This window comes from Streptomyces sp. NPDC054866 (genome assembly GCF_053610745.1).
Window position 1 is genome coordinate 21,923 of the sequence record NZ_JBSGZA010000006.1, and the last position, 16,243, is coordinate 38,165.

Annotated in this window: 19 protein-coding genes; 5 read left to right on the plus strand and 14 right to left on the minus strand. The window is 68.9% G+C overall.

All coding sequences use genetic code 11. From position 1 onward, the window contains the following. Positions 1–39 precede the first annotated feature (39 nt). Complete coding sequence (locus ACWGI2_RS28140; RefSeq protein WP_453400815.1) at positions 40–195, minus strand: hypothetical protein; 156 nt, start codon at positions 193–195, stop codon at positions 40–42. A gap of 121 nt (positions 196–316) precedes the next feature. Here ACWGI2_RS28140 and ACWGI2_RS28145 point away from each other — a divergent pair, with 121 nt between their 5' ends. After that, positions 317–1,135, plus strand: coding sequence for a hypothetical protein (locus ACWGI2_RS28145; protein ID WP_453698331.1), 819 nt, complete (start codon positions 317–319; stop codon positions 1,133–1,135). A gap of 162 nt (positions 1,136–1,297) precedes the next feature. After that, on the plus strand, positions 1,298–1,480 hold the full coding sequence (locus ACWGI2_RS28150) for a hypothetical protein (protein WP_453698332.1): 183 nt from the start codon (positions 1,298–1,300) through the stop codon (positions 1,478–1,480). A 62-nt stretch (positions 1,481–1,542) separates the two neighbouring features. Here the strand turns inward: ACWGI2_RS28150 and ACWGI2_RS28155 are convergent, their stop codons facing one another. After that, the gene (locus ACWGI2_RS28155) at positions 1,543–1,899 is read right to left on the minus strand and encodes a metal-sensitive transcriptional regulator (RefSeq protein WP_160505880.1); all 357 of its coding nucleotides are present in this window, start codon (positions 1,897–1,899) and stop codon (positions 1,543–1,545) included. Between the two features lie 222 nt (positions 1,900–2,121). Between ACWGI2_RS28155 and ACWGI2_RS28160 the strand changes: the two genes are divergently transcribed. Together ACWGI2_RS28160 and ACWGI2_RS28165 are read left to right on the plus strand one after the other, a co-directional pair. Beyond that, on the plus strand, positions 2,122–2,742 hold the full coding sequence (locus tag ACWGI2_RS28160; protein WP_453400812.1) for a DUF47 domain-containing protein: 621 nt from the start codon (positions 2,122–2,124) through the stop codon (positions 2,740–2,742). Between the two features lie 9 nt (positions 2,743–2,751). Then, positions 2,752–3,750: an inorganic phosphate transporter gene (locus ACWGI2_RS28165; RefSeq protein WP_249589095.1), complete on the plus strand. Its 999-nt coding sequence runs from the start codon at positions 2,752–2,754 to the stop codon at positions 3,748–3,750. 114 nt (positions 3,751–3,864) lie between these two features. Here the strand turns inward: ACWGI2_RS28165 and pstB are convergent, their stop codons facing one another. The 10 genes from pstB to ACWGI2_RS28215 all read right to left on the minus strand — a co-directional run bounded on the left by pstB (position 3,865) and on the right by ACWGI2_RS28215 (position 14,464). Continuing rightward, a complete protein-coding gene (gene pstB, locus ACWGI2_RS28170) occupies positions 3,865–4,641 on the minus strand; it encodes a phosphate ABC transporter ATP-binding protein PstB (RefSeq protein WP_453400811.1) in 777 nt (258 codons plus the stop codon). A 50-nt stretch (positions 4,642–4,691) separates the two neighbouring features. Beyond that, positions 4,692–5,741, minus strand: coding sequence for a phosphate ABC transporter permease PstA (gene pstA / locus ACWGI2_RS28175; protein ID WP_453400810.1), 1,050 nt, complete (start codon positions 5,739–5,741; stop codon positions 4,692–4,694). Next, positions 5,738–6,760: a phosphate ABC transporter permease subunit PstC gene (gene pstC, locus ACWGI2_RS28180; RefSeq protein WP_453698333.1), complete on the minus strand. Its 1,023-nt coding sequence runs from the start codon at positions 6,758–6,760 to the stop codon at positions 5,738–5,740. Before pstC ends, pstA begins: the two co-directional genes overlap by 4 nt. A 117-nt stretch (positions 6,761–6,877) precedes the next feature. Then, positions 6,878–8,005 (minus strand): phosphate ABC transporter substrate-binding protein PstS, encoded by a 1,128-nt coding sequence (gene pstS, locus ACWGI2_RS28185; protein ID WP_453698334.1) that lies wholly within the window; start codon positions 8,003–8,005, stop codon positions 6,878–6,880. A 220-nt stretch (positions 8,006–8,225) separates the two neighbouring features. After that, positions 8,226–8,648, minus strand: coding sequence for an NUDIX hydrolase (locus ACWGI2_RS28190; RefSeq protein WP_453698336.1), 423 nt, complete (start codon positions 8,646–8,648; stop codon positions 8,226–8,228). Then, on the minus strand, positions 8,645–9,751 hold the full coding sequence (locus tag ACWGI2_RS28195) for a CHAD domain-containing protein (protein WP_453698338.1): 1,107 nt from the start codon (positions 9,749–9,751) through the stop codon (positions 8,645–8,647). The genes ACWGI2_RS28190 and ACWGI2_RS28195 overlap by 4 nt, the downstream gene beginning before the upstream one ends. Next, a complete protein-coding gene (locus ACWGI2_RS28200) occupies positions 9,732–11,978 on the minus strand; it encodes an RNA degradosome polyphosphate kinase (protein WP_160505860.1) in 2,247 nt (748 codons plus the stop codon). The genes ACWGI2_RS28195 and ACWGI2_RS28200 overlap by 20 nt, the downstream gene beginning before the upstream one ends. Positions 11,979–12,189: 211 nt before the next feature. Beyond that, a complete protein-coding gene (locus ACWGI2_RS28205) occupies positions 12,190–13,158 on the minus strand; it encodes an ABC transporter permease (protein WP_453698339.1) in 969 nt (322 codons plus the stop codon). Beyond that, entirely contained in the window at positions 13,155–14,057 is a 903-nt protein-coding gene (locus tag ACWGI2_RS28210; protein ID WP_453698340.1) for an ABC transporter ATP-binding protein, read from the minus strand. The genes ACWGI2_RS28205 and ACWGI2_RS28210 overlap by 4 nt, the downstream gene beginning before the upstream one ends. Continuing rightward, positions 14,054–14,464 carry a GntR family transcriptional regulator gene (locus ACWGI2_RS28215; protein WP_160505857.1) on the minus strand — a complete coding sequence of 137 codons (411 nt, stop codon included), beginning with the start codon at positions 14,462–14,464 and terminating at the stop codon, positions 14,054–14,056. The genes ACWGI2_RS28210 and ACWGI2_RS28215 overlap by 4 nt, the downstream gene beginning before the upstream one ends. A gap of 137 nt (positions 14,465–14,601) precedes the next feature. On the opposite strand from ACWGI2_RS28215, the gene ACWGI2_RS28220 reads away from it, so the two are divergent. Continuing rightward, positions 14,602–14,952, plus strand: a complete 351-nt coding sequence (locus ACWGI2_RS28220) for an LppU/SCO3897 family protein (protein ID WP_453698342.1) — start codon at positions 14,602–14,604, stop codon at positions 14,950–14,952. 66 nt (positions 14,953–15,018) lie between these two features. Here ACWGI2_RS28220 and mshD read toward each other — a convergent pair whose 3' ends face one another. Both mshD and ACWGI2_RS28230 read right to left on the minus strand, forming a co-directional pair. Beyond that, on the minus strand, positions 15,019–15,942 hold the full coding sequence (gene mshD / locus ACWGI2_RS28225) for a mycothiol synthase (protein ID WP_453698343.1): 924 nt from the start codon (positions 15,940–15,942) through the stop codon (positions 15,019–15,021). After that, a complete protein-coding gene (locus ACWGI2_RS28230) occupies positions 15,935–16,150 on the minus strand; it encodes a hypothetical protein (RefSeq protein ID WP_453698344.1) in 216 nt (71 codons plus the stop codon). Before ACWGI2_RS28230 ends, mshD begins: the two co-directional genes overlap by 8 nt. Between the last annotated feature and the right edge of the window lie 93 nt (positions 16,151–16,243).

The window sequence follows — 16,243 nt, forward strand, 5'->3', positions numbered from 1 at the left end:
AAGGGGAGTTGTACGGGAGTCGCGTGCGTCGGCGGTGGCCTACCGGTCCGACATGTGGGACTCCGCGTCCGTCCGGGCCTTGCTGCGCGCTCTGCGGGCGGGCCCGCGCCAGCCACAGCTGCACGTGGCCGCGCAGAAGCGGCCCTGCTCGACCGTTGTCGTGCGGTGGGGTTCGTCCTGTTGCTCCTCGGCCACGACTCCACCGTACCCACGCCGGGTGAACGCTCTTACGCGTGACCGGGTCAACGTACCGGTCGTTACACGGAACGACAGGGGGCTACAGCACCTCGCGGGAAGGCTTGGGGGTAGTCGGGCGATGGGTCAGCAGCACAGGCGCACAGGCGGGGCGGTCGCCACGGCCGCGGCGGTGGGTCTCATGGCCGTCGCCACGGGCTGTGCGGGCGGCGGAGCCGCGGCCGATGACGGACGCAGCCCCCAGGACGCCGTGGACGCCGTGCGGGACTCCGCCGACGCCCTTGTCCGCGCGGGGAGTTCCAAGGCGCGTACGTCCATGGAGATGGCCAGCGGCGGGACCCGTGTGACCATCCGTGGGCAGGGCTCGTACGACTTCAGGCGGCAGGTGGGGCGCTTCGTGGTGGTGCTGCCGAAGGATCCCGCCGGGGACGAGGAGCACCGTCCCATCACCGAGCTGATGGCGAGCGGCGCGCTCTACATGAAGAACCGGGGGGCCGGGGTACCCGCCGACAAGTGGGTGCGGATCGACACGGCCTCGCTCTCGGACGGCAACCTCGTCACGGGCGGGGCCACCGATCCGCTGGCCGCGGCGGAGCTGCTGCGGGGCGTGAGCAAGGCGTCGTACGTGGGGGAGACGGCGGTGGCGGGCGTGAAGGTGCGGCACTACCGCGGGACCGCTGACCTGCCGCGCGCCGCGAAGTCGGCGTCCGAAGGGCAGCGGGGGGCCCTGGGGGCGGCGGCGAAAGGGTTCAGCAAGGGCCGGGTGCCGTTCGACGCGTACCTCGACGAGCAGGGGCGGCTGCGGAAGCTGCGGCAGCACTTCAGCGTCGCGAACGCCGAGGTGGCGTCGACCACGCTGCTGTTCGACTTCGGGGTGCGGGTGGACGTGCGGCTGCCGGCGAGCGAGGACATCTTCGCCGGGAAGATCGCCGAGAAGTAGGAGCCGGGCCGTACGAGCAGGGCAGTAGGAGCCGGGAAGTGGGGTACCCGGCTAGTCGCGCCCGGGGGTGTGGAAATGGTCCGTCCGTGCCATGCGCGTTGTGTAGGCCGCTCCCTACTCTAGGAAGTCGGTACCGGCAGGAAGCAAGGTCAGGAAGAGGTGATGGACGTGGCTCCGGTGCGTGGTACGACTGTTCAGGACCACGTTGCCCTTGCCGAGATCGAGCTCTGCGGCGAACTCATCATCGCGGCGTCCGCCGCCGAGGAGCGGTTGAGTGCCGACCGCATCGACGAGGTCCTGAACGTCTTCACCGACGGGCAGCGATTGGGCAATCCCCGGGACTAGTCCCGGGCCCCGGATTCCCGGGGTGGGCGCGGCCCGGCCCCTGCCGCGCCCGTTACTCGCTCTCAGGTGCGCATCATGCGGGCGATGGCCTTCGTGGCTTCCTCGACCTTCGCGTCGATCTCGTCGCCGCCCTTGACCGCCGCGTCCGCGACGCAGTGGCGCAGGTGCTCCTCCAGGAGCTGGAGGGCGAAGGACTGCAGGGCCTTCGTGCCGGCCGAGACCTGGGTGAGTATGTCGATGCAGTAGACGTCTTCCTCGACCATGCGCTGGAGGCCGCGGATCTGGCCCTCGATACGGCGCAGCCGCTTGAGGTGCTCGTCCTTCTGCTTGTGGTAGCCGTGGACACCCTGGTCGTGGCCGCCGGGCTCGGAGGGCGCTTCGGTGTTCATGGCCACACCGGCCGGCTCGGTGGTCGTCATCGCGTCCTCCTGCTTGGACAGTCACTCTGCTGGGCAGTCATAGGAAAGCCACTGGCTCAACTGGCTTCCTATACCCCTAGTGGGTATAGGATACTCGATTGCTCGGGGGGTGTGCTGATCACTGTGCCTGATGGGCGACACTGGGGTCTGGCCGGTTAGCCGTGGCCGGATGATGCGCCTAGCATCAGCCTGACCGAATCCAAAGCACCCCGAGGACCCCACGTGCGCTTTCGTCTGACCCCCAGGGAGACGAGCTTCTACGACATGTTCGCCGCATCCGCGGACAACATTGTCACGGGCTCGAAGCTCCTGATGGAACTGCTCGGGGCTGACGCCTCCGCCCGAGCCGAGATCGCAGAGCGTATGCGGGCCGCGGAGCACGCTGGAGATGACGCTACCCATGCGATCTTCCACCAGCTGAACTCCTCCTTCATCACGCCTTTCGACCGCGAGGACATCTACAACCTGGCCTCGTCCCTCGACGACATCATGGACTTCATGGAGGAGGCCGTCGACCTGGTCGTCCTTTACCAGGTCGAGGAACTCCCCAAGGGAGTCGAGCAGCAGATCGAGGTCCTGTCGCGAGCCGCCGAGCTCACGGCCGAGGCCATGCCGAATCTGCGGACGATGGACAACCTCACCGAGTTCTGGATCGAGGTCAACCGTCTGGAGAACCAGGCCGACCAGATTCACCGCAAGCTTCTCGCTCAGCTCTTCAACGGCAAGTACGACGCCATGGAGGTGCTGAAGCTCAAGCAGATCGTCGACGTGCTCGAAGAGGCCGCCGACGCGTTCGAGCACGTCGCGAACACGGTGGAGACCATCGCGGTCAAGGAGTCCTGAGGCCTCTCCATGGACACCTTTGCTTTGGTCGTGACCATTGGCGTCGCGCTCGGATTTACGTATACGAATGGCTTTCACGATTCCGCGAACGCCATCGCCACTTCCGTCTCCACCCGTGCGCTGACGCCCCGCGCGGCACTCGCGATGGCCGCCGTCATGAACCTCGCCGGTGCCTTCATGGGCAGCGGTGTCGCCAAGACGGTCAGTAAGGGCCTGATCGAGACGCCCGAAGGCAACAAGGGAATGTGGATCCTCTTTGCCGCCCTGGTGGGCGCCATCGTATGGAACCTCATCACCTGGTACTTCGGGCTTCCTTCGTCCTCGTCCCACGCGCTTTTCGGTGGAATGGTCGGAGCCGCGCTCGCCGGTGGGATCGGGGTGATCTGGTCCGGAGTGCTCGACAAGGTCGTCATTCCGATGTTCATCTCGCCCCTTGTCGGCCTCGTCGCCGGCTATCTGGTGATGTGCGCGATCATGTGGATGTTCCGGAAGTCCAACCCGCACAAGGCCAAGCGCGGATTCCGTATCGCGCAGACGGTCTCGGCGGCCGGAATGGCGCTCGGACACGGTCTCCAGGACGCGCAGAAGACCATGGGCATCGTCGTGATGGCCCTGGTCATCTCCGATGTGCAGGACGCCGACGCGCCCATTCCGATCTGGGTCAAGATCGCCTGTGCGCTGATGCTCTCCGCTGGTACTTACGCGGGCGGCTGGCGCATCATGCGTACGCTCGGCCGCAAGATCATCGAGCTGGACCCGCCGCAGGGATTCGCCGCCGAGACGACCGGCGCGGGCATCATGTTCACCACCGCGTTCATGTTCCACGCGCCGATCTCCACCACGCACGTGATCACTTCCGCGATCATGGGTGTGGGTGCCACGAAGCGGGTCAACGCGGTGCGCTGGGGTGTTGCCAAGAACATCATTCTCGGCTGGTTCATCACGATGCCTGCCGCGGCCATTGTCGCCGCCGTCAGTTTCTGGATCGTGAATCTCGCGTTCCTGTAGCGGTACGCGAAAGAGACAACGGAAAGGCCCGCCCCCCGGGAGCCAGGGGGCGGGCCTTTCTTGTTACCCCTGCGGTGGCACCGCCATGCAGCACCGCAAGGAGTCGGAAGGGGTTTATCCGAAGCGGCCCGAGATGTAGTCCTCGGTCGCCTGCACGGACGGGTTGGAGAAGATCCGTTCCGTCTCGTCGATCTCGACGAGCTTGCCGGGCTGGCCGACCGCCGCGAGGTTGAAGAAGGCCGTACGGTCCGAGACGCGCGCCGCCTGCTGCATGTTGTGCGTCACGATGACGATCGTGAAGCGCTCCTTCAGCTCGCCGATCAGATCCTCGATCGCGAGCGTCGAGATCGGGTCGAGGGCCGAGCAGGGCTCGTCCATGAGCAGGACCTGCGGCTCGACCGCGATGGCCCGCGCGATGCACAGACGCTGCTGCTGACCGCCGGAGAGGCCGGAGCCGGGCTTGTTCAGGCGGTCCTTGACCTCGTTCCAGAGGTTGGCGCCCTTGAGGGACTTCTCGACGATGGCGTTCAGCTCGTTCTTCTTGTACGAGCCGTTGAGCCGCAGGCCCGCCGCCACGTTGTCGAAGATCGACATCGTCGGGAAGGGGTTCGGGCGCTGGAACACCATGCCGATGGTGCGGCGCACGGCGACCGGGTCGACACCGGGACCGTAGAGGTCCTCGTCGTCCAGGAGCACCTTGCCCTCGACGCGGCCACCGGTGGTGACCTCGTGCATGCGGTTGAGGGTGCGCAGGAAGGTGGACTTGCCGCAGCCGGAGGGGCCGATGAAGGCCGTCACGGAGCGGGGCTCCACGGTCATCGAGATGTCCTCGATGGCCTTGTGGGAGCTGTAGTAAGCGGTCAGGCCCGATACGTCGATTCGCTTGGCCATGGGGATCACTGCCTTAAGGGGGGTTACGAGAGGGTCGCTGAGTGGCCGCGTCAGCGGCCCGTCTTGGGGGCCTTCCAGCGGGCTACGCCGCGGGCCGCCAGGTTGAGGATCATGATGAAGCCGATCAGGGCGAGAGCAGCCGCCCAGGCGCGGTCGTAACCGGCCTGGTTGCCCGCCGCGTACTGCTGGTAGATGTACAGCGGCAGCGAGGCCTGCGAGCCTTCGAACGGGTTCGTGTTGATCATGGGGTTGACCCAGACCAGGAGCAGGACCGGTGCGGTCTCGCCCGCGATGCGGGCGACCGCGAGCATGACGCCCGTGGTGATGCCGCCGATCGCGGTGGGCAGGACCACCTTCAGGATGGTCCGCCACTTCGGGATGCCGAGGGCGAGTGACGCCTCCCGCAGCTCGTTCGGGACGAGCTTGAGCATCTCCTCGGTGGAGCGCACGATCACCGGCATCATCAGGATGGCGAGCGCCATGGCGCCGGCCCAGCCGGAGAAGTCGAAGCCCAGGATCAGGATCCAGAAGCTGAGGACGAACAGACCCGCGACGATCGAGGGGATGCCGGTCATGACGTCCACGAAGAACGTCACGACCTTGGAGAGCTTCCCGCGCCCGTACTCGACGAGGTAGATCGCGGTGAGCAGGCCGATCGGCACGGCGATCGCGGAGGCCAGGAGCACCTGCTCCAGGGTGCCGATGATCGCGTGGTAGATGCCGCCGCCGGGCTCGTCGTCCGCGACCACGCCCATGGAGTGGGTCAGGAAGTAGCCGTTGAAGACCTTGGTGCCGCGCTCCACGGTCTCGTAGATCAGCGAGGCGAGCGGGACGACCGCGAGCAGGAACATGACCCACACCAGCGAGGTGGCGAGGCGGTCCTTGGCCTGGCGTGTGCCCTCGACGGCCACCGCGGCGGCGTACGAGACGGTGATGAAGAGGACGGCCGCGATCAGCCCCCACTGGATGCGGCTGTCCAGGCCCGCGCCCACACCGATGCCGATGCCGATGGCGGCGGAGCCGAGCGCGATGACAGCCGGCGTCCAGCGCGGGAGGCGGGCGCCCTTCAGGTTCGCGGGCTTGACGATGGTGGCGCTCATGCGTTGGCCCCCGAGTACTCCTTGCGGCGCGCGATGATCATGCGGGCCGCGCCGTTGACCAGCAGTGTGATGACGAAGAGGACCAGGCCGGATGCGATGAGCGCGTCACGGCCGTACTCGGTCGCCTCGTTGAACTTGCTGGCGATGTTCTGCGCGAAGGTGCCGCCGCCGGGGTCGAGCACGGACGCGCTGATGAGGAAGGTCGGGGAGAGCACGGTGGCGACGGCGATCGTCTCGCCGAGCGCGCGGCCCAGGCCCAGCATCGAGGCGGAGATCACGCCGGAGCGGGCGAAGGGGAGCACCGACATGCGGATGGTCTCCCAGCGCGTGGCGCCGAGCGCGAGCGCGGCCTCCTCGTGCATCTTCGGGACCTGGAGGAAGACCTCACGGCTGACGTTCGTGATGATCGGCAGGATCATGATGGCGAGCAGGATGCCCACCGTCATCAGGGAGCGCGGGGCGCCGCCCTGGTACTCGAAGATGCCGGTCCAGCCGAAGTAGTCGTCGAGCCAGCTGTAGAGGCCGGTCAGGTTGGGCGCGACCACGAGGGCGCCCCAGAGGCCGTAGACGATCGACGGCACGGCGGCCAGCAGGTCGATCACGAAGGCGATGGGGGTTGCCAGCTTGCGCGGCGCGTAGTGCGAGATGAACAGCGCGATGCCGATGGCCACGGGGACGGCGATCACCAGGGCGATCACCGAGCTCACCACGGTGCCGAAGACCAGGACCGCGATGCCGAAGAACGGCTTGCCGCCGGTGGTGGCGCCGGCCGGGTCCCACTCGAAGGTGGTGAGGAAGTTGCCCGTGTTGTCCGCGAGCGCGAGGGTCGCGCGGTACGTCAGGAAGGCCGCGATGGCGGCCATGATGACGAGCAGCGTGATGCCGGAGCCACGGGAGAGGCCGAGGAAGATCCGGTCGCCGGGGCGGGTCGCGCCGCGGCGGGGGCTCTTGGGGGTGATGCCCGAGGGCTTCACGTCGTTGAGGGGTGGAGGTGCTGTCGTACTGCTTGGTATATCCATGGGATTCTCCGGTCTGCGGAGCGAATCCCCGCTTCTCCAGCGGGAGTTGCTCCTGGCGGCGGTGCACCGGACGGTGCGGCCGGCCCTGACTTACGGGGCCGGCCGCACTCGGTTCAGCTAGCTCAGGCCCGCGACGGTCGTGCGGACCTTGGAGATGATCTCGGCCGGGATCGGCGCGTAGTCGTTCTCCTTGAGGACGTTCTGGCCGTCCTCGCTGGCGATGTAGGTCAGGAAGGACTTGGTCGCGGCGAGGGTCTCGGCCTTGTTGCCCTTCTCGCACAGGACCTCGTACGTCACCAGGGTGATCGGGTAGGCGCCCTCGGCCTCGGGCTTGTAGTTCAGCTCCAGGGCGAGGTCGTTGCCCTTGCCGACGACCTTGGCCTCGGAGATGGCCTTGGAGGCGTTGTCGACGGTGGCCTTCACCGGCTCCTTGGCGTCGGTCTTCAGGTCGACCGTGCTGATGCCGTCGGAGGCGTAGGAGAGCTCGAAGTACGAGATGGCACCGGGGGTCTGCTTGACCTGGCCCGCGACACCGGAGGAGCCGTTGGCGGACTGGCCGCCCTTGGCCTCCCAGGACTTGCCGGGCTCGTAGGACCAGGCGGACGGGGCCGCGCCCTTGAGGTACTTGGTGAAGTTGTCCGTGGTGCCGGACTCGTCCGAGCGGTGGAACGCCTGGATCTTGGTGCCGGGGAGCTTGGCGTCCGGGTTCAGCTTCTTGATCGCCTTGTCGTCCCACGTCTTGATCTTGTCGTCGAAGATCTTGGCGAGGGTCTCGGCGTCCAGGACGAGGTTGTCCACACCGGGCACGTTGTAACCGACGGCGATCGGGCCGCCGACCATCGGCAGGTCGATGGCCTGGCTGTTCTTGCAGACCTTCTTCGACGCCGCGATCTCCTCGGGCTTCAGCGCCGAGTCGGAGCCCGCGAAGGCGGTCTGGCCCTGCATGAACGCGGTGATGCCGGCGCCGGAACCCGTCGGGTTGTAGTTCAGCTGAACGTCCTTGCAGGCGGTCGAGTAGACCTTGCGCCAGGCGTCGATCGCGTTCTTCTGCGCGGACGAACCGGAGGCCGCGAGCTGGCCCTTGGCGTCATCACACTTGATGTTGGCGGCGTTGGCCTTGCTCTTGGTGCCACCACTGCCGCCGCTCGTGTCGTCGGAGCCGCACGCCGTGAGGGCCAGGGCGCCGGAGACGGCGATGGCGCCGAGGGAGAGGGCGCGGAGCCGGTTCTTGCGCTGAAGCTTCACTTTCGGGTCTTCCTTCCGGGAGCCGCCGGCCCTTTTGCTGGCGGCGTGCGAGGTCTTCGTCGTTGCGGTCTAGCGGTACTGCGGTTCTGCGGTCTTACGTTGTGTTGTAAGGCTGAAATTAGGCAGGGCAGGTGAAGTGGCCAAAGGGCACGAGTGAACGGAGGGTGAACCTCGGAGGGCGGCCTGGTTAGGCCACGCACTACGGAACGTAGCCGAAAGGTCACGCAGGGTTGAGTACCCCGAGCAGGGCGTCGACAAGCTGCTGGTCGCGGGGTTGCGTGAGGCGATTGCGGGCCGCGGTCGGCGAGAGCCAGATGATGCGGTCGATCTCGTCGTTGGGCGTGAAGCTGCCGTCCGTCGCCTCCGCCGCCCAGTAGCTGACCTCTTTGAGACGTCCCTGGGCGAGGTAGCGGGCCGTGGGGAGCGGGGCGCCGGGGGTGCAGCGGTGGCCGGTCTCCTCCTCGACCTCGCGCAGGGCGCCCGCGAGGGGCGTCTCGGACCGCTTCAGCTTGCCCTTGGGGTGCGACCAGTCGTCGTACTTCGGCCTGTGGACCAGGCATATCTCCAGGCGGCCGTCATGGGGGGAGTGGCGCCACAGGACGCAGCCCGCGGCCCGGACGACCTCCCCTTCGGGGCGCGTCACCGGGTACTCACCGCCTCCGTCTCCCGGAGCCAGGCCTGGTGGAACGCGAAGCGGGCCGCTTCCACCTCGTGGCGCTGGTCGGCGTGCAGGACGCCGAGCGCGTACGCCGTCGCCGGGGCGATGCGGGGGGTGCGGGCCGCCGATGCCGCGGCCGACGCCGCGTCCGCGGCCTCGCGGTGGCGGTCCAGGGCGCGGCCCGCTTCCGCGAGGCGGAGGTCGCCGCCGGGGCTTCCGGTGAGGACTTCCTGGGCGTACCTGTGCAGGCGCAGGAGGGCGCGGGTCTTCAGCCAGGGGGCGTCCTGGGCCTCGGGGGCCTCGCTCGCCGCGAGGCCGTGCGTCAGCGCTTCCGCGTTGTACGGGTGGCCTGCCTGGCCGAGGGGGAGCGCGGCGACGGCTTCCGCGAGGTTTTCCTCGGCTTTGGCTGCCAGCGGCTTCAGGTCCTCCGCTGCCCGGATCAGGGGGACCTCGCTCGCCAGTACGGCGACGTTGTCCGCCACCGCGTGGAAGCGGGAGGAGCCGAAGGCTTGGAGGGCTGCGGAGTGGGCCCGTGTCCGGGCGAGGGTCAGCTGCCGTTCCAGCAGGGCTGCGGCTTTGGCTGCGCCGACCGTCAGGCCCCTCGGCGTACCGCCCTGTTCATCCGCACCCGGCGGTGTGGGCTGTGCCCACCCTCCCCCACTCTCGGCTGCGCTCGAGCGGGGGGACCCCCATCGCCCTGCGGAACGCCTGCCCACAGCGGGAACCGGCTCTTTGGGCGCTGGAACCCCTGGCGTACCCGACAAGCGGTGCAGCGCGTCAAGCAGGCGTTCCAAGCGCGTCGCGTACGCGTGCTCGCGGGCCAACGTGCCGGACAGCCACGCCAGTTCGGGCCGCAGCCCCGACGCCCACTCCTGGTCAAGGAGCGGGCGGAAGGTGTGCAGGGTGCCGCCGATGCGGCGGGCCGCGCGGCGCAGGGCGCGGGCCGCCTCCAGGGACTCCTCCGCCCCCTGCGCGTCCGTCGACGACTCGCGGTGCAGCCGCAGCGAGCGCAGGAACTCCGTGGCCTGGCCCTGCAGATAGGCCGACAGGACGTCGCCTGTCGTCGTCTCATGGTTTAGCTGTGCCACGCCGGCGCCTCCGGGCGTCTATGAGCATCTCCTGTACGTTCCGCAGGGGCTGGCCCTCCGGATCCAGCGCGTGCCGGGTCCAGTTGCCGTCCGCGCCCAGGTGCCAGGAGGCGGTGGTGTCCGACATGCCGGTCTCCAGGAGCCGGCTCAGCGCCGCCCGGTGTGCCGGGTCGGTGACCCTGACCAGCGCCTCGATACGGCGGTCGAGATTGCGGTGCATCATGTCGGCGCTGCCGATCCACACCTCCGGCTCGCCCGCGTTGCCGAAGGCGAAGACGCGGGAGTGCTCAAGGAAGCGGCCGAGCACGGAACGGACCCGGATCGTCTCCGAGAGCCCCGCGACGCCTGGCCGCACCGCGCAGATCCCGCGTACCCACACGTCCACCGGCACGCCTGCCTGCGAGGCGCGGTAGAGGGAGTCCACGACCGCCTCGTCGACCATCGAGTTGACCTTGATGCGCACGTAGGCGGGGCGGCCGGCCCGGTGGTGCTGTATTTCCTTGTCGATGCGCGAAATGAGCCCGTCGCGCAGGGACTTGGGGGCGACGAGCAGACGGCGGTAGGTCTCGCGGCGCGAGTACCCCGAGAGCCTGTTGAAGAGGTCGGACAGGTCGGCGCCCACCTCCTGCTTGGCGGTGAGCAGCCCCAGGTCCTCGTATAGACGGGCGGTCTTGGGGTGGTAGTTACCGGTGCCGACGTGCGAGTACCGGACCAGCGTCTCGCCCTCCTGGCGGACGACGAGCGACAGCTTGCAGTGCGTCTTCAGGCCGACCAGGCCGTAGACGACGTGGCAGCCCGCCTCCTCCAGCTTCCGTGCCCACTTGATGTTGGCCTGCTCGTCGAAGCGCGCCTTGATCTCGACCAGGACGAGCACCTGCTTGCCCGACTCGGCGGCGTCGATCAGCGCGTCGACTATGGGGGAGTCGCCCGACGTCCGGTACAGCGTCTGCTTGATCGCGAGGACGTCCGGGTCGGCGGCGGCCTGCTCCAGGAAGGCCTGTACGGACGTGGAGAACGAGTCGTACGGGTGGTGCAGGAGTACGTCGCGTTCGCGAAGGGCGGCGAAGATGTCCGGCGCGGACGCGGACTCCACCTCGGCGAGGTCGCGGTGGGTGCCCGCGATGAACTTCGGGTACTTCAGCTCGGGCCGGTCCAGGGCCGCGATGCCGAAGAGGCCGGTCAGGTCGAGCGGACCCGGGAGCGGATAGACCTCGGCCTCGCTGATCTTCAGCTCGCGTACGAGGAGATCGAGGACGTTCCTGTCGATGGACTCCTCGACCTCAAGGCGCACCGGCGGCCCGAAGCGGCGCCGCATGAGCTCCTTCTCCAGGGCCTGGAGAAGATTCTCGGCGTCGTCCTCCTCCACCTCCAGGTCCTCGTTCCGGGTGAGCCGGAACATGTGGTGCTCCTGGATCTCCATGCCCGGGAACAGCTCCGCGAGGTGCGCGGGAGCGGCGATGACGTCCTCGATGGGGACGTACCGCTGGGGGGAGGCCTCAAGGAAGCGGGACAGGAGCGGCGGAACCTTCACGCGGGCAAAGTGAGTGTGCCCGGAGACCGGGTTGCGCACGACCACGGCGAGGTTGAGCGAGAGCCCCGAGATGTACGGGAAGGGGTGCGCGGGGTCCACGGCCAGCGGGGTCAGGACGGGGAAGATCTGCTGCCGGAAGAGCGTGAAGAGGCGGGACTGCTCCTTCTCCGTCAGCTCGTTCCAGCGGACCAGGTGGATGCCCTCGTCGGCGAGGCCGGATGCGACGTCCTCCTGGTAGCAGGCGGCGTGCCTGGCCATGAGCTCGCGGGAGCGGTTCCAGATCAGTTCGAGGACCTCGCGGGGCTGCAGGCCCGAGGCCGAACGGGTGGCGACGCCGGTCGCGATGCGCCGCTTCAGACCTGCCACCCGGACCATGAAGAACTCGTCCAGGTTCGAGGCGAAGATCGCCAGGAAATTAGCCCGTTCGAGGAGCGGGGTGTTCGGGTCCTCGGCGAGCTCCAGTACGCGCTCGTTGAAGGCGAGCCAGCTGCGCTCCCGGTCGAGGAAACGGCCCTGCGGAAGCTCCTGGCCGTCGTGCCCCACCTGGCCGTCCTCGTCGTACGCGTCGAGATCCGCGTCGATGTCGGGGTCGAGGTCGGAGACCGCTGCCGACAGTGTGTGAGGGCGGTGCGCGGCGATGGAGCCGACGGAGGGCTGGGCGTGCTGGACCTGACCTTGCGTGCTGGGCTGGCTCATGGCCCCATTGTTCCGCGTGGGGACCCCGATGGGCGCGTCGGAGAGTGCCGGGGTGAGGACGAGCTTCCCGTTCATGGGGGGAGGGTCGGGCACGGCGGGCTGCATTGAGTGAGGGTCGCAAGCCAGTCTGAATCACTGGTTACGGCGACATGACGTGCGGGACATGTGCGGGAGGCCCCCGGACGTCTACACGGCCGGGGGCCCTGCGGAATCAGGCGGTCCGGCGCCGCAGCACCCGGAACGCGGCGTACGCGGCTGCCGCGGCGAGGGTAAGGACGATGGCGGTCTCGATCAACTGGACGTACCAGAAGTGGGAGTAGGGGTGGACGTCCGCGTACCAGCCGGTGATGCGGGTGTCGGACGGGCAAGGGAAGTCGGCCATCTGCTCGGGGGAGCACTGTCCGGCCACGAACCGTTCACCGGCGGCGTTGTGGACCCCCATGTCCATGATGAGCGAGTCCACGGGGACGTCATGCATCGTGTAGCCCGTGCTTTTGCCCGAGGCGGGCCCTGAGAGCGTGGTCGCCGGGAACAGGTCCCAGCGCACGCTGCCCAGGGCGAGGAGAACGCCGCCGGTGACGACGCCGGTGACGGACATGCCGAGCAGCGTGCGCCGCAGGAGCAGTCCGGCGAGCGCGCCGACGGCCACGGCGAGCAGGCAGTACGCGATGAGCACGGGACCGATCGCCTCGTACACGCCCCGGTCGGTCCAGGAGAGGTTCCAGCGGCCCAGGAGGTTCCAGGCGCCGAGCTGGAAGACGGCCATGAGCACGAGCGCGCCGCCCACGGTCAGCGCGGCGGCTGTTGTCAGCTTCGACGCGAGCCAGCGCGCGGGGGAGACCGACTGGGTCCAGGCCAGCTTGTACGCCCCGGACTCCATCTCACGGCCGATCACCGGGCCTGCGACGAAGGCACCGATCAGCACGGGCAGGAGCAGCAGGGCCACGGCCCCCTTTTCCATGGTGCTGGAGAGCAGGTCCATGGCGCTGGCGAACCCGAGGAAGGTGTCCTCGCAGGGGCCGTAGCAGTCGGCGGTCGGCACCGGGTAGGCCGAGGCCGCCCACCGCAGGTAACCCGTCACCACCGCCGCCAGGACGACGAGGCCACCCGCGCACCACAGCGCGGTGCGATGCAGCCGGACGTCCGCCCAGCGCGGACCGCGCAGGAGAGGCGAGCTCATACCGTCACCTCGCGGTCAGCGCCGGGCGCCGTGCTCGGCGTCAGCAGCGCCGGGGCCTCGGGTGAGCGCAGATGGGCCAGCAACAGTTCCTCCAGGGAAGGCTCTTCGACGTCCCAGCCGTCGCCGACCGGGCCCTCCGGGCGGATCAGCGCGGCCAGGCCGCGCCCCGTGGCGCGGGACTCCACGACGGTGTGCGGGGCGAGTTCCTCGACGGGGCGGCGGCCGGTGACCAGGGCGTGCGCCGCGACGAGGTCGTCGGTGCCGCCGCCGAGCCGGACCCGGCCGCCGGAGACCAGGAGCAAGTGGTCGCAGGACTCCGCCAGTTCACCGACGATGTGCGAGGACATCACCACGGTGGTGCCGTGCTCGGCGGCCTCGGCCATCAGCGTCCCCATCAGCTGATGCCGGGCGAGCGGGTCGAGGTCGGCCATCGGCTCGTCCAGGAGCAGGAGTTCGGCCCGCTTGCCCAGCGCGAGGGCCAGCGCGACGCGGGTGCGCTGACCACCGGAGAGCGTGCGCACACGTGCCTTCGGGTCCAACCCCCCTTCCCGTACGACGCGTTCGGCGAGCCCCGCGTCCCAGCGCCCGGGGTTCAGCTCGGCGCCGAGCCGCAGGGTGTCGGCGATGCTGAGCTGCGGATAGAGAGGCTTGTCCTGGGCGACGTACGCGATGTGTTCGCGCGCGGCGGCCGGTGTGGTGCCGAGCACGGTGACGCTGCCCCCGGTCGGGCGGACGAGACCGGCGGCCAGGGCGAGCAGCGTCGACTTACCCGCGCCGTTGGGCCCGACGACCGCGCATATCCTCCCGGCGGGCAGCCGGAAGGAGCAGTCGCGCAGGGCGTCGCCCCGCCTCCCGTAACTCTTGGCCAGCGCGGCCGCCTCGATGGCGGTGTCGGTCATGCGGAGCCCCCCTTGGTCACGTTCTGCTCTGACTGCGTGAACTGCTCTTCGAGTACGGCGCTGAACAGCGCCGCCACGTCGTCCCTCTCCAGACCGGACGCACGGGCACGCGCGGCCCACTGGCTCAGCTCGCCCCGCAGCGGGGAGTCGGTGGGCGTGGAGCCCAGCGTCTTCCGCACGAAGGTGCCGAGCCCGCGCCGCGCCTCGACCAGGCCCTCGCGTTCCAGTTCGCGGTAGGCCTTCAGGACCGTGTTCGGGTTGATGGCCGTCGCCTCCACGACCTCACGGGCCGTCGGCAGCTTGTCGCCCGGTTCCAACAGGCCAAGGCGCAGGGCCTGTTGGGTCTGCTGGACGATCTGGAGATAGGTGGCGACGCCGCTGCGCCGGTCGATACGGAACTCGACCATGCCCTTGCACCACCCTTTCACTAATTGAGTAGTGAAAGGGTGGTGCAAGGGGCTGGTTTCGTCAAGGGGCAGGCGATCTTGTAGCGTCTGCCGCTCAGTCTTGACGTGAACACGCATGGAAAGTCGGGGGACTTACCTTGTCCAATTCATCTTTCAGCCGCCTGTCACCCCTGATGAAGGTGGTGACGCTGCTCATCGCCGCCGTCGTCGCGGGCGTCTGGTGGTACAGCAGCCGGGGCAACACCACAGGCCCGGGCAGCGAGGCCGCCAAGGCGCCCGCGGTCGCCGAGGTCGGCGACTGCGTCCAGAACAAGGGGTCCGACGGCAGCCCCGACATGGAGGTCATCGGCTGCTCGAACGCCAAGGCCGAGTACAAGGTCGCGAGCAAGTTCGAGAGCGAGTGCAAGCCGGGCCAGTCCCAGTACCAGGAGACCCGGCGCGGGCGGGTGCAGTTCGAGATGTGTCTGGAGCCGGTGGAGTCGAAGTAGCCGGCCTGAACGAATGAAGGGCGCGGTGCTCCCCAGGGGGAACACCGCGCCCTTCGTGTGTCCCGGTTAAGACTCAGTCCGGTACATCAGATCCGTCTCGTGCGTGATGAACCCGAGGCGTTCGTAGACGCTCACCGCCGCCTTGTTGTCCGCGTCCACGTACAGCATCGCGGTCGGCAGGCCCGCCGCCGCCAGGTGGTTGAGGCCGATGGTCGTCAGCGCCTTGCCGAGGCCGCCGCCCTGCGCGCCCGGCCGCACCCCGAGGACGTACACCTCGCCGAGGCCCTCGTCCGCGTGCACCTTCGTCCAGTGGAAGCCGACCAGTTCGCCGTCCTTCTCGGCCAGGAAGAAGCCCCGCGGGTCGAACCACGGCTCGGCCTTGCGGTCGTCCAGGTCGCGCTGGGTGAGGGAGCCCTGCTCGGGGTGGTGCGCGAAGGCGTCGGCGTTCACCGCGAGCCAGGCCGCGTCGTCGTCGCCGGGGACGAAGGCGCGTACGGAGACGCCCTCCGGGAGTACGGGCTCGGGCAGGTTCAGATCGCCCAACGAGCGCCGCATCTGCCGCAGTTCACGGAAGAGGGTGAGCCCGAGCACCTGGGCCAGGTGCCGCGCGGCCGAGTGTCCGCCGTGCGCCCAGATCCGCAGCCGCCGGCCCGACTCGGCGAGGAGCGCGGTACCGAGCGCCCTGCCGTGCCCCCGGCCGCGGTGCGCGGGGTGCACGAGGAGCTCGGCGGCGGGCGCCTCGATGGGGTCGGTGTCCTCCAGCTGCGCGTACCCGACGAGCTCGTCACCGAGGCTGAGCAGCAGATGCCGCACTCCCGTCCGCGCACCTCCCCGCAGCTGCAGCCGCCCCTGCTCGGAAACGGCCTGCTGGCCGTCCGCGCGGGCCGCTTCCGCGATGAGCCCGAGCACGGCGTCGGCCTGGTCGGATGTGAGGGCGGCGACGGTGTCGATCTGCCGCAGGGTGGCGGGAGGCTGCTGCTCGTCAGTCATGGAGTCGAGGGTACGGCGGCGGCCGGTCGAGCAGCAGATCACCGACGCACGCGAGGTCCGCCGGGAAGCGCACGACGCGGTCCGCCGGGGAGTGCGCGACGGCGTACGCGCCCTTGTCGGCGCACCCGGCCGAACTTCGCCCCCGTACGCCGTCACGCTTGTCCGAAGTGTCCGCAACGATCCCGTCGTGGCCCCCGACGGCAACCACCTCGTAACCCGTAACCCCCTGTCGCGCTACGCGCGTTGACCTTAGGCTGCGCACGAGTTTCACACCCTCAGTCGCCTTATACCTCTCCCAGGG

Coding starts and splice junctions, on each gene's coding strand:
- pstA (WP_453400810.1), bottom strand. CDS start 5,741: ATGAGCGCCACCATCGTCAAGCCCGCGAACCTGAAGGGCGCCCGCCTC.
- ACWGI2_RS28155 (WP_160505880.1), bottom strand. CDS start 1,899: ATGACGACCACCGAGCCGGCCGGTGTGGCCATGAACACCGAAGCGCCC.
- mshD (WP_453698343.1), bottom strand. CDS start 15,942: ATGACTGACGAGCAGCAGCCTCCCGCCACCCTGCGGCAGATCGACACC.
- ACWGI2_RS28165 (WP_249589095.1), top strand. CDS start 2,752: ATGGACACCTTTGCTTTGGTCGTGACCATTGGCGTCGCGCTCGGATTT.
- pstC (WP_453698333.1), bottom strand. CDS start 6,760: ATGGATATACCAAGCAGTACGACAGCACCTCCACCCCTCAACGACGTG.
- ACWGI2_RS28150 (WP_453698332.1), top strand. CDS start 1,298: ATGGACGTGGCTCCGGTGCGTGGTACGACTGTTCAGGACCACGTTGCC.
- ACWGI2_RS28200 (WP_160505860.1), bottom strand. CDS start 11,978: ATGAGCCAGCCCAGCACGCAAGGTCAGGTCCAGCACGCCCAGCCCTCC.
- ACWGI2_RS28215 (WP_160505857.1), bottom strand. CDS start 14,464: ATGGTCGAGTTCCGTATCGACCGGCGCAGCGGCGTCGCCACCTATCTC.
- pstB (WP_453400811.1), bottom strand. CDS start 4,641: ATGGCCAAGCGAATCGACGTATCGGGCCTGACCGCTTACTACAGCTCC.
- ACWGI2_RS28205 (WP_453698339.1), bottom strand. CDS start 13,158: ATGAGCTCGCCTCTCCTGCGCGGTCCGCGCTGGGCGGACGTCCGGCTG.
- ACWGI2_RS28145 (WP_453698331.1), top strand. CDS start 317: ATGGGTCAGCAGCACAGGCGCACAGGCGGGGCGGTCGCCACGGCCGCG.
- ACWGI2_RS28210 (WP_453698340.1), bottom strand. CDS start 14,057: ATGACCGACACCGCCATCGAGGCGGCCGCGCTGGCCAAGAGTTACGGG.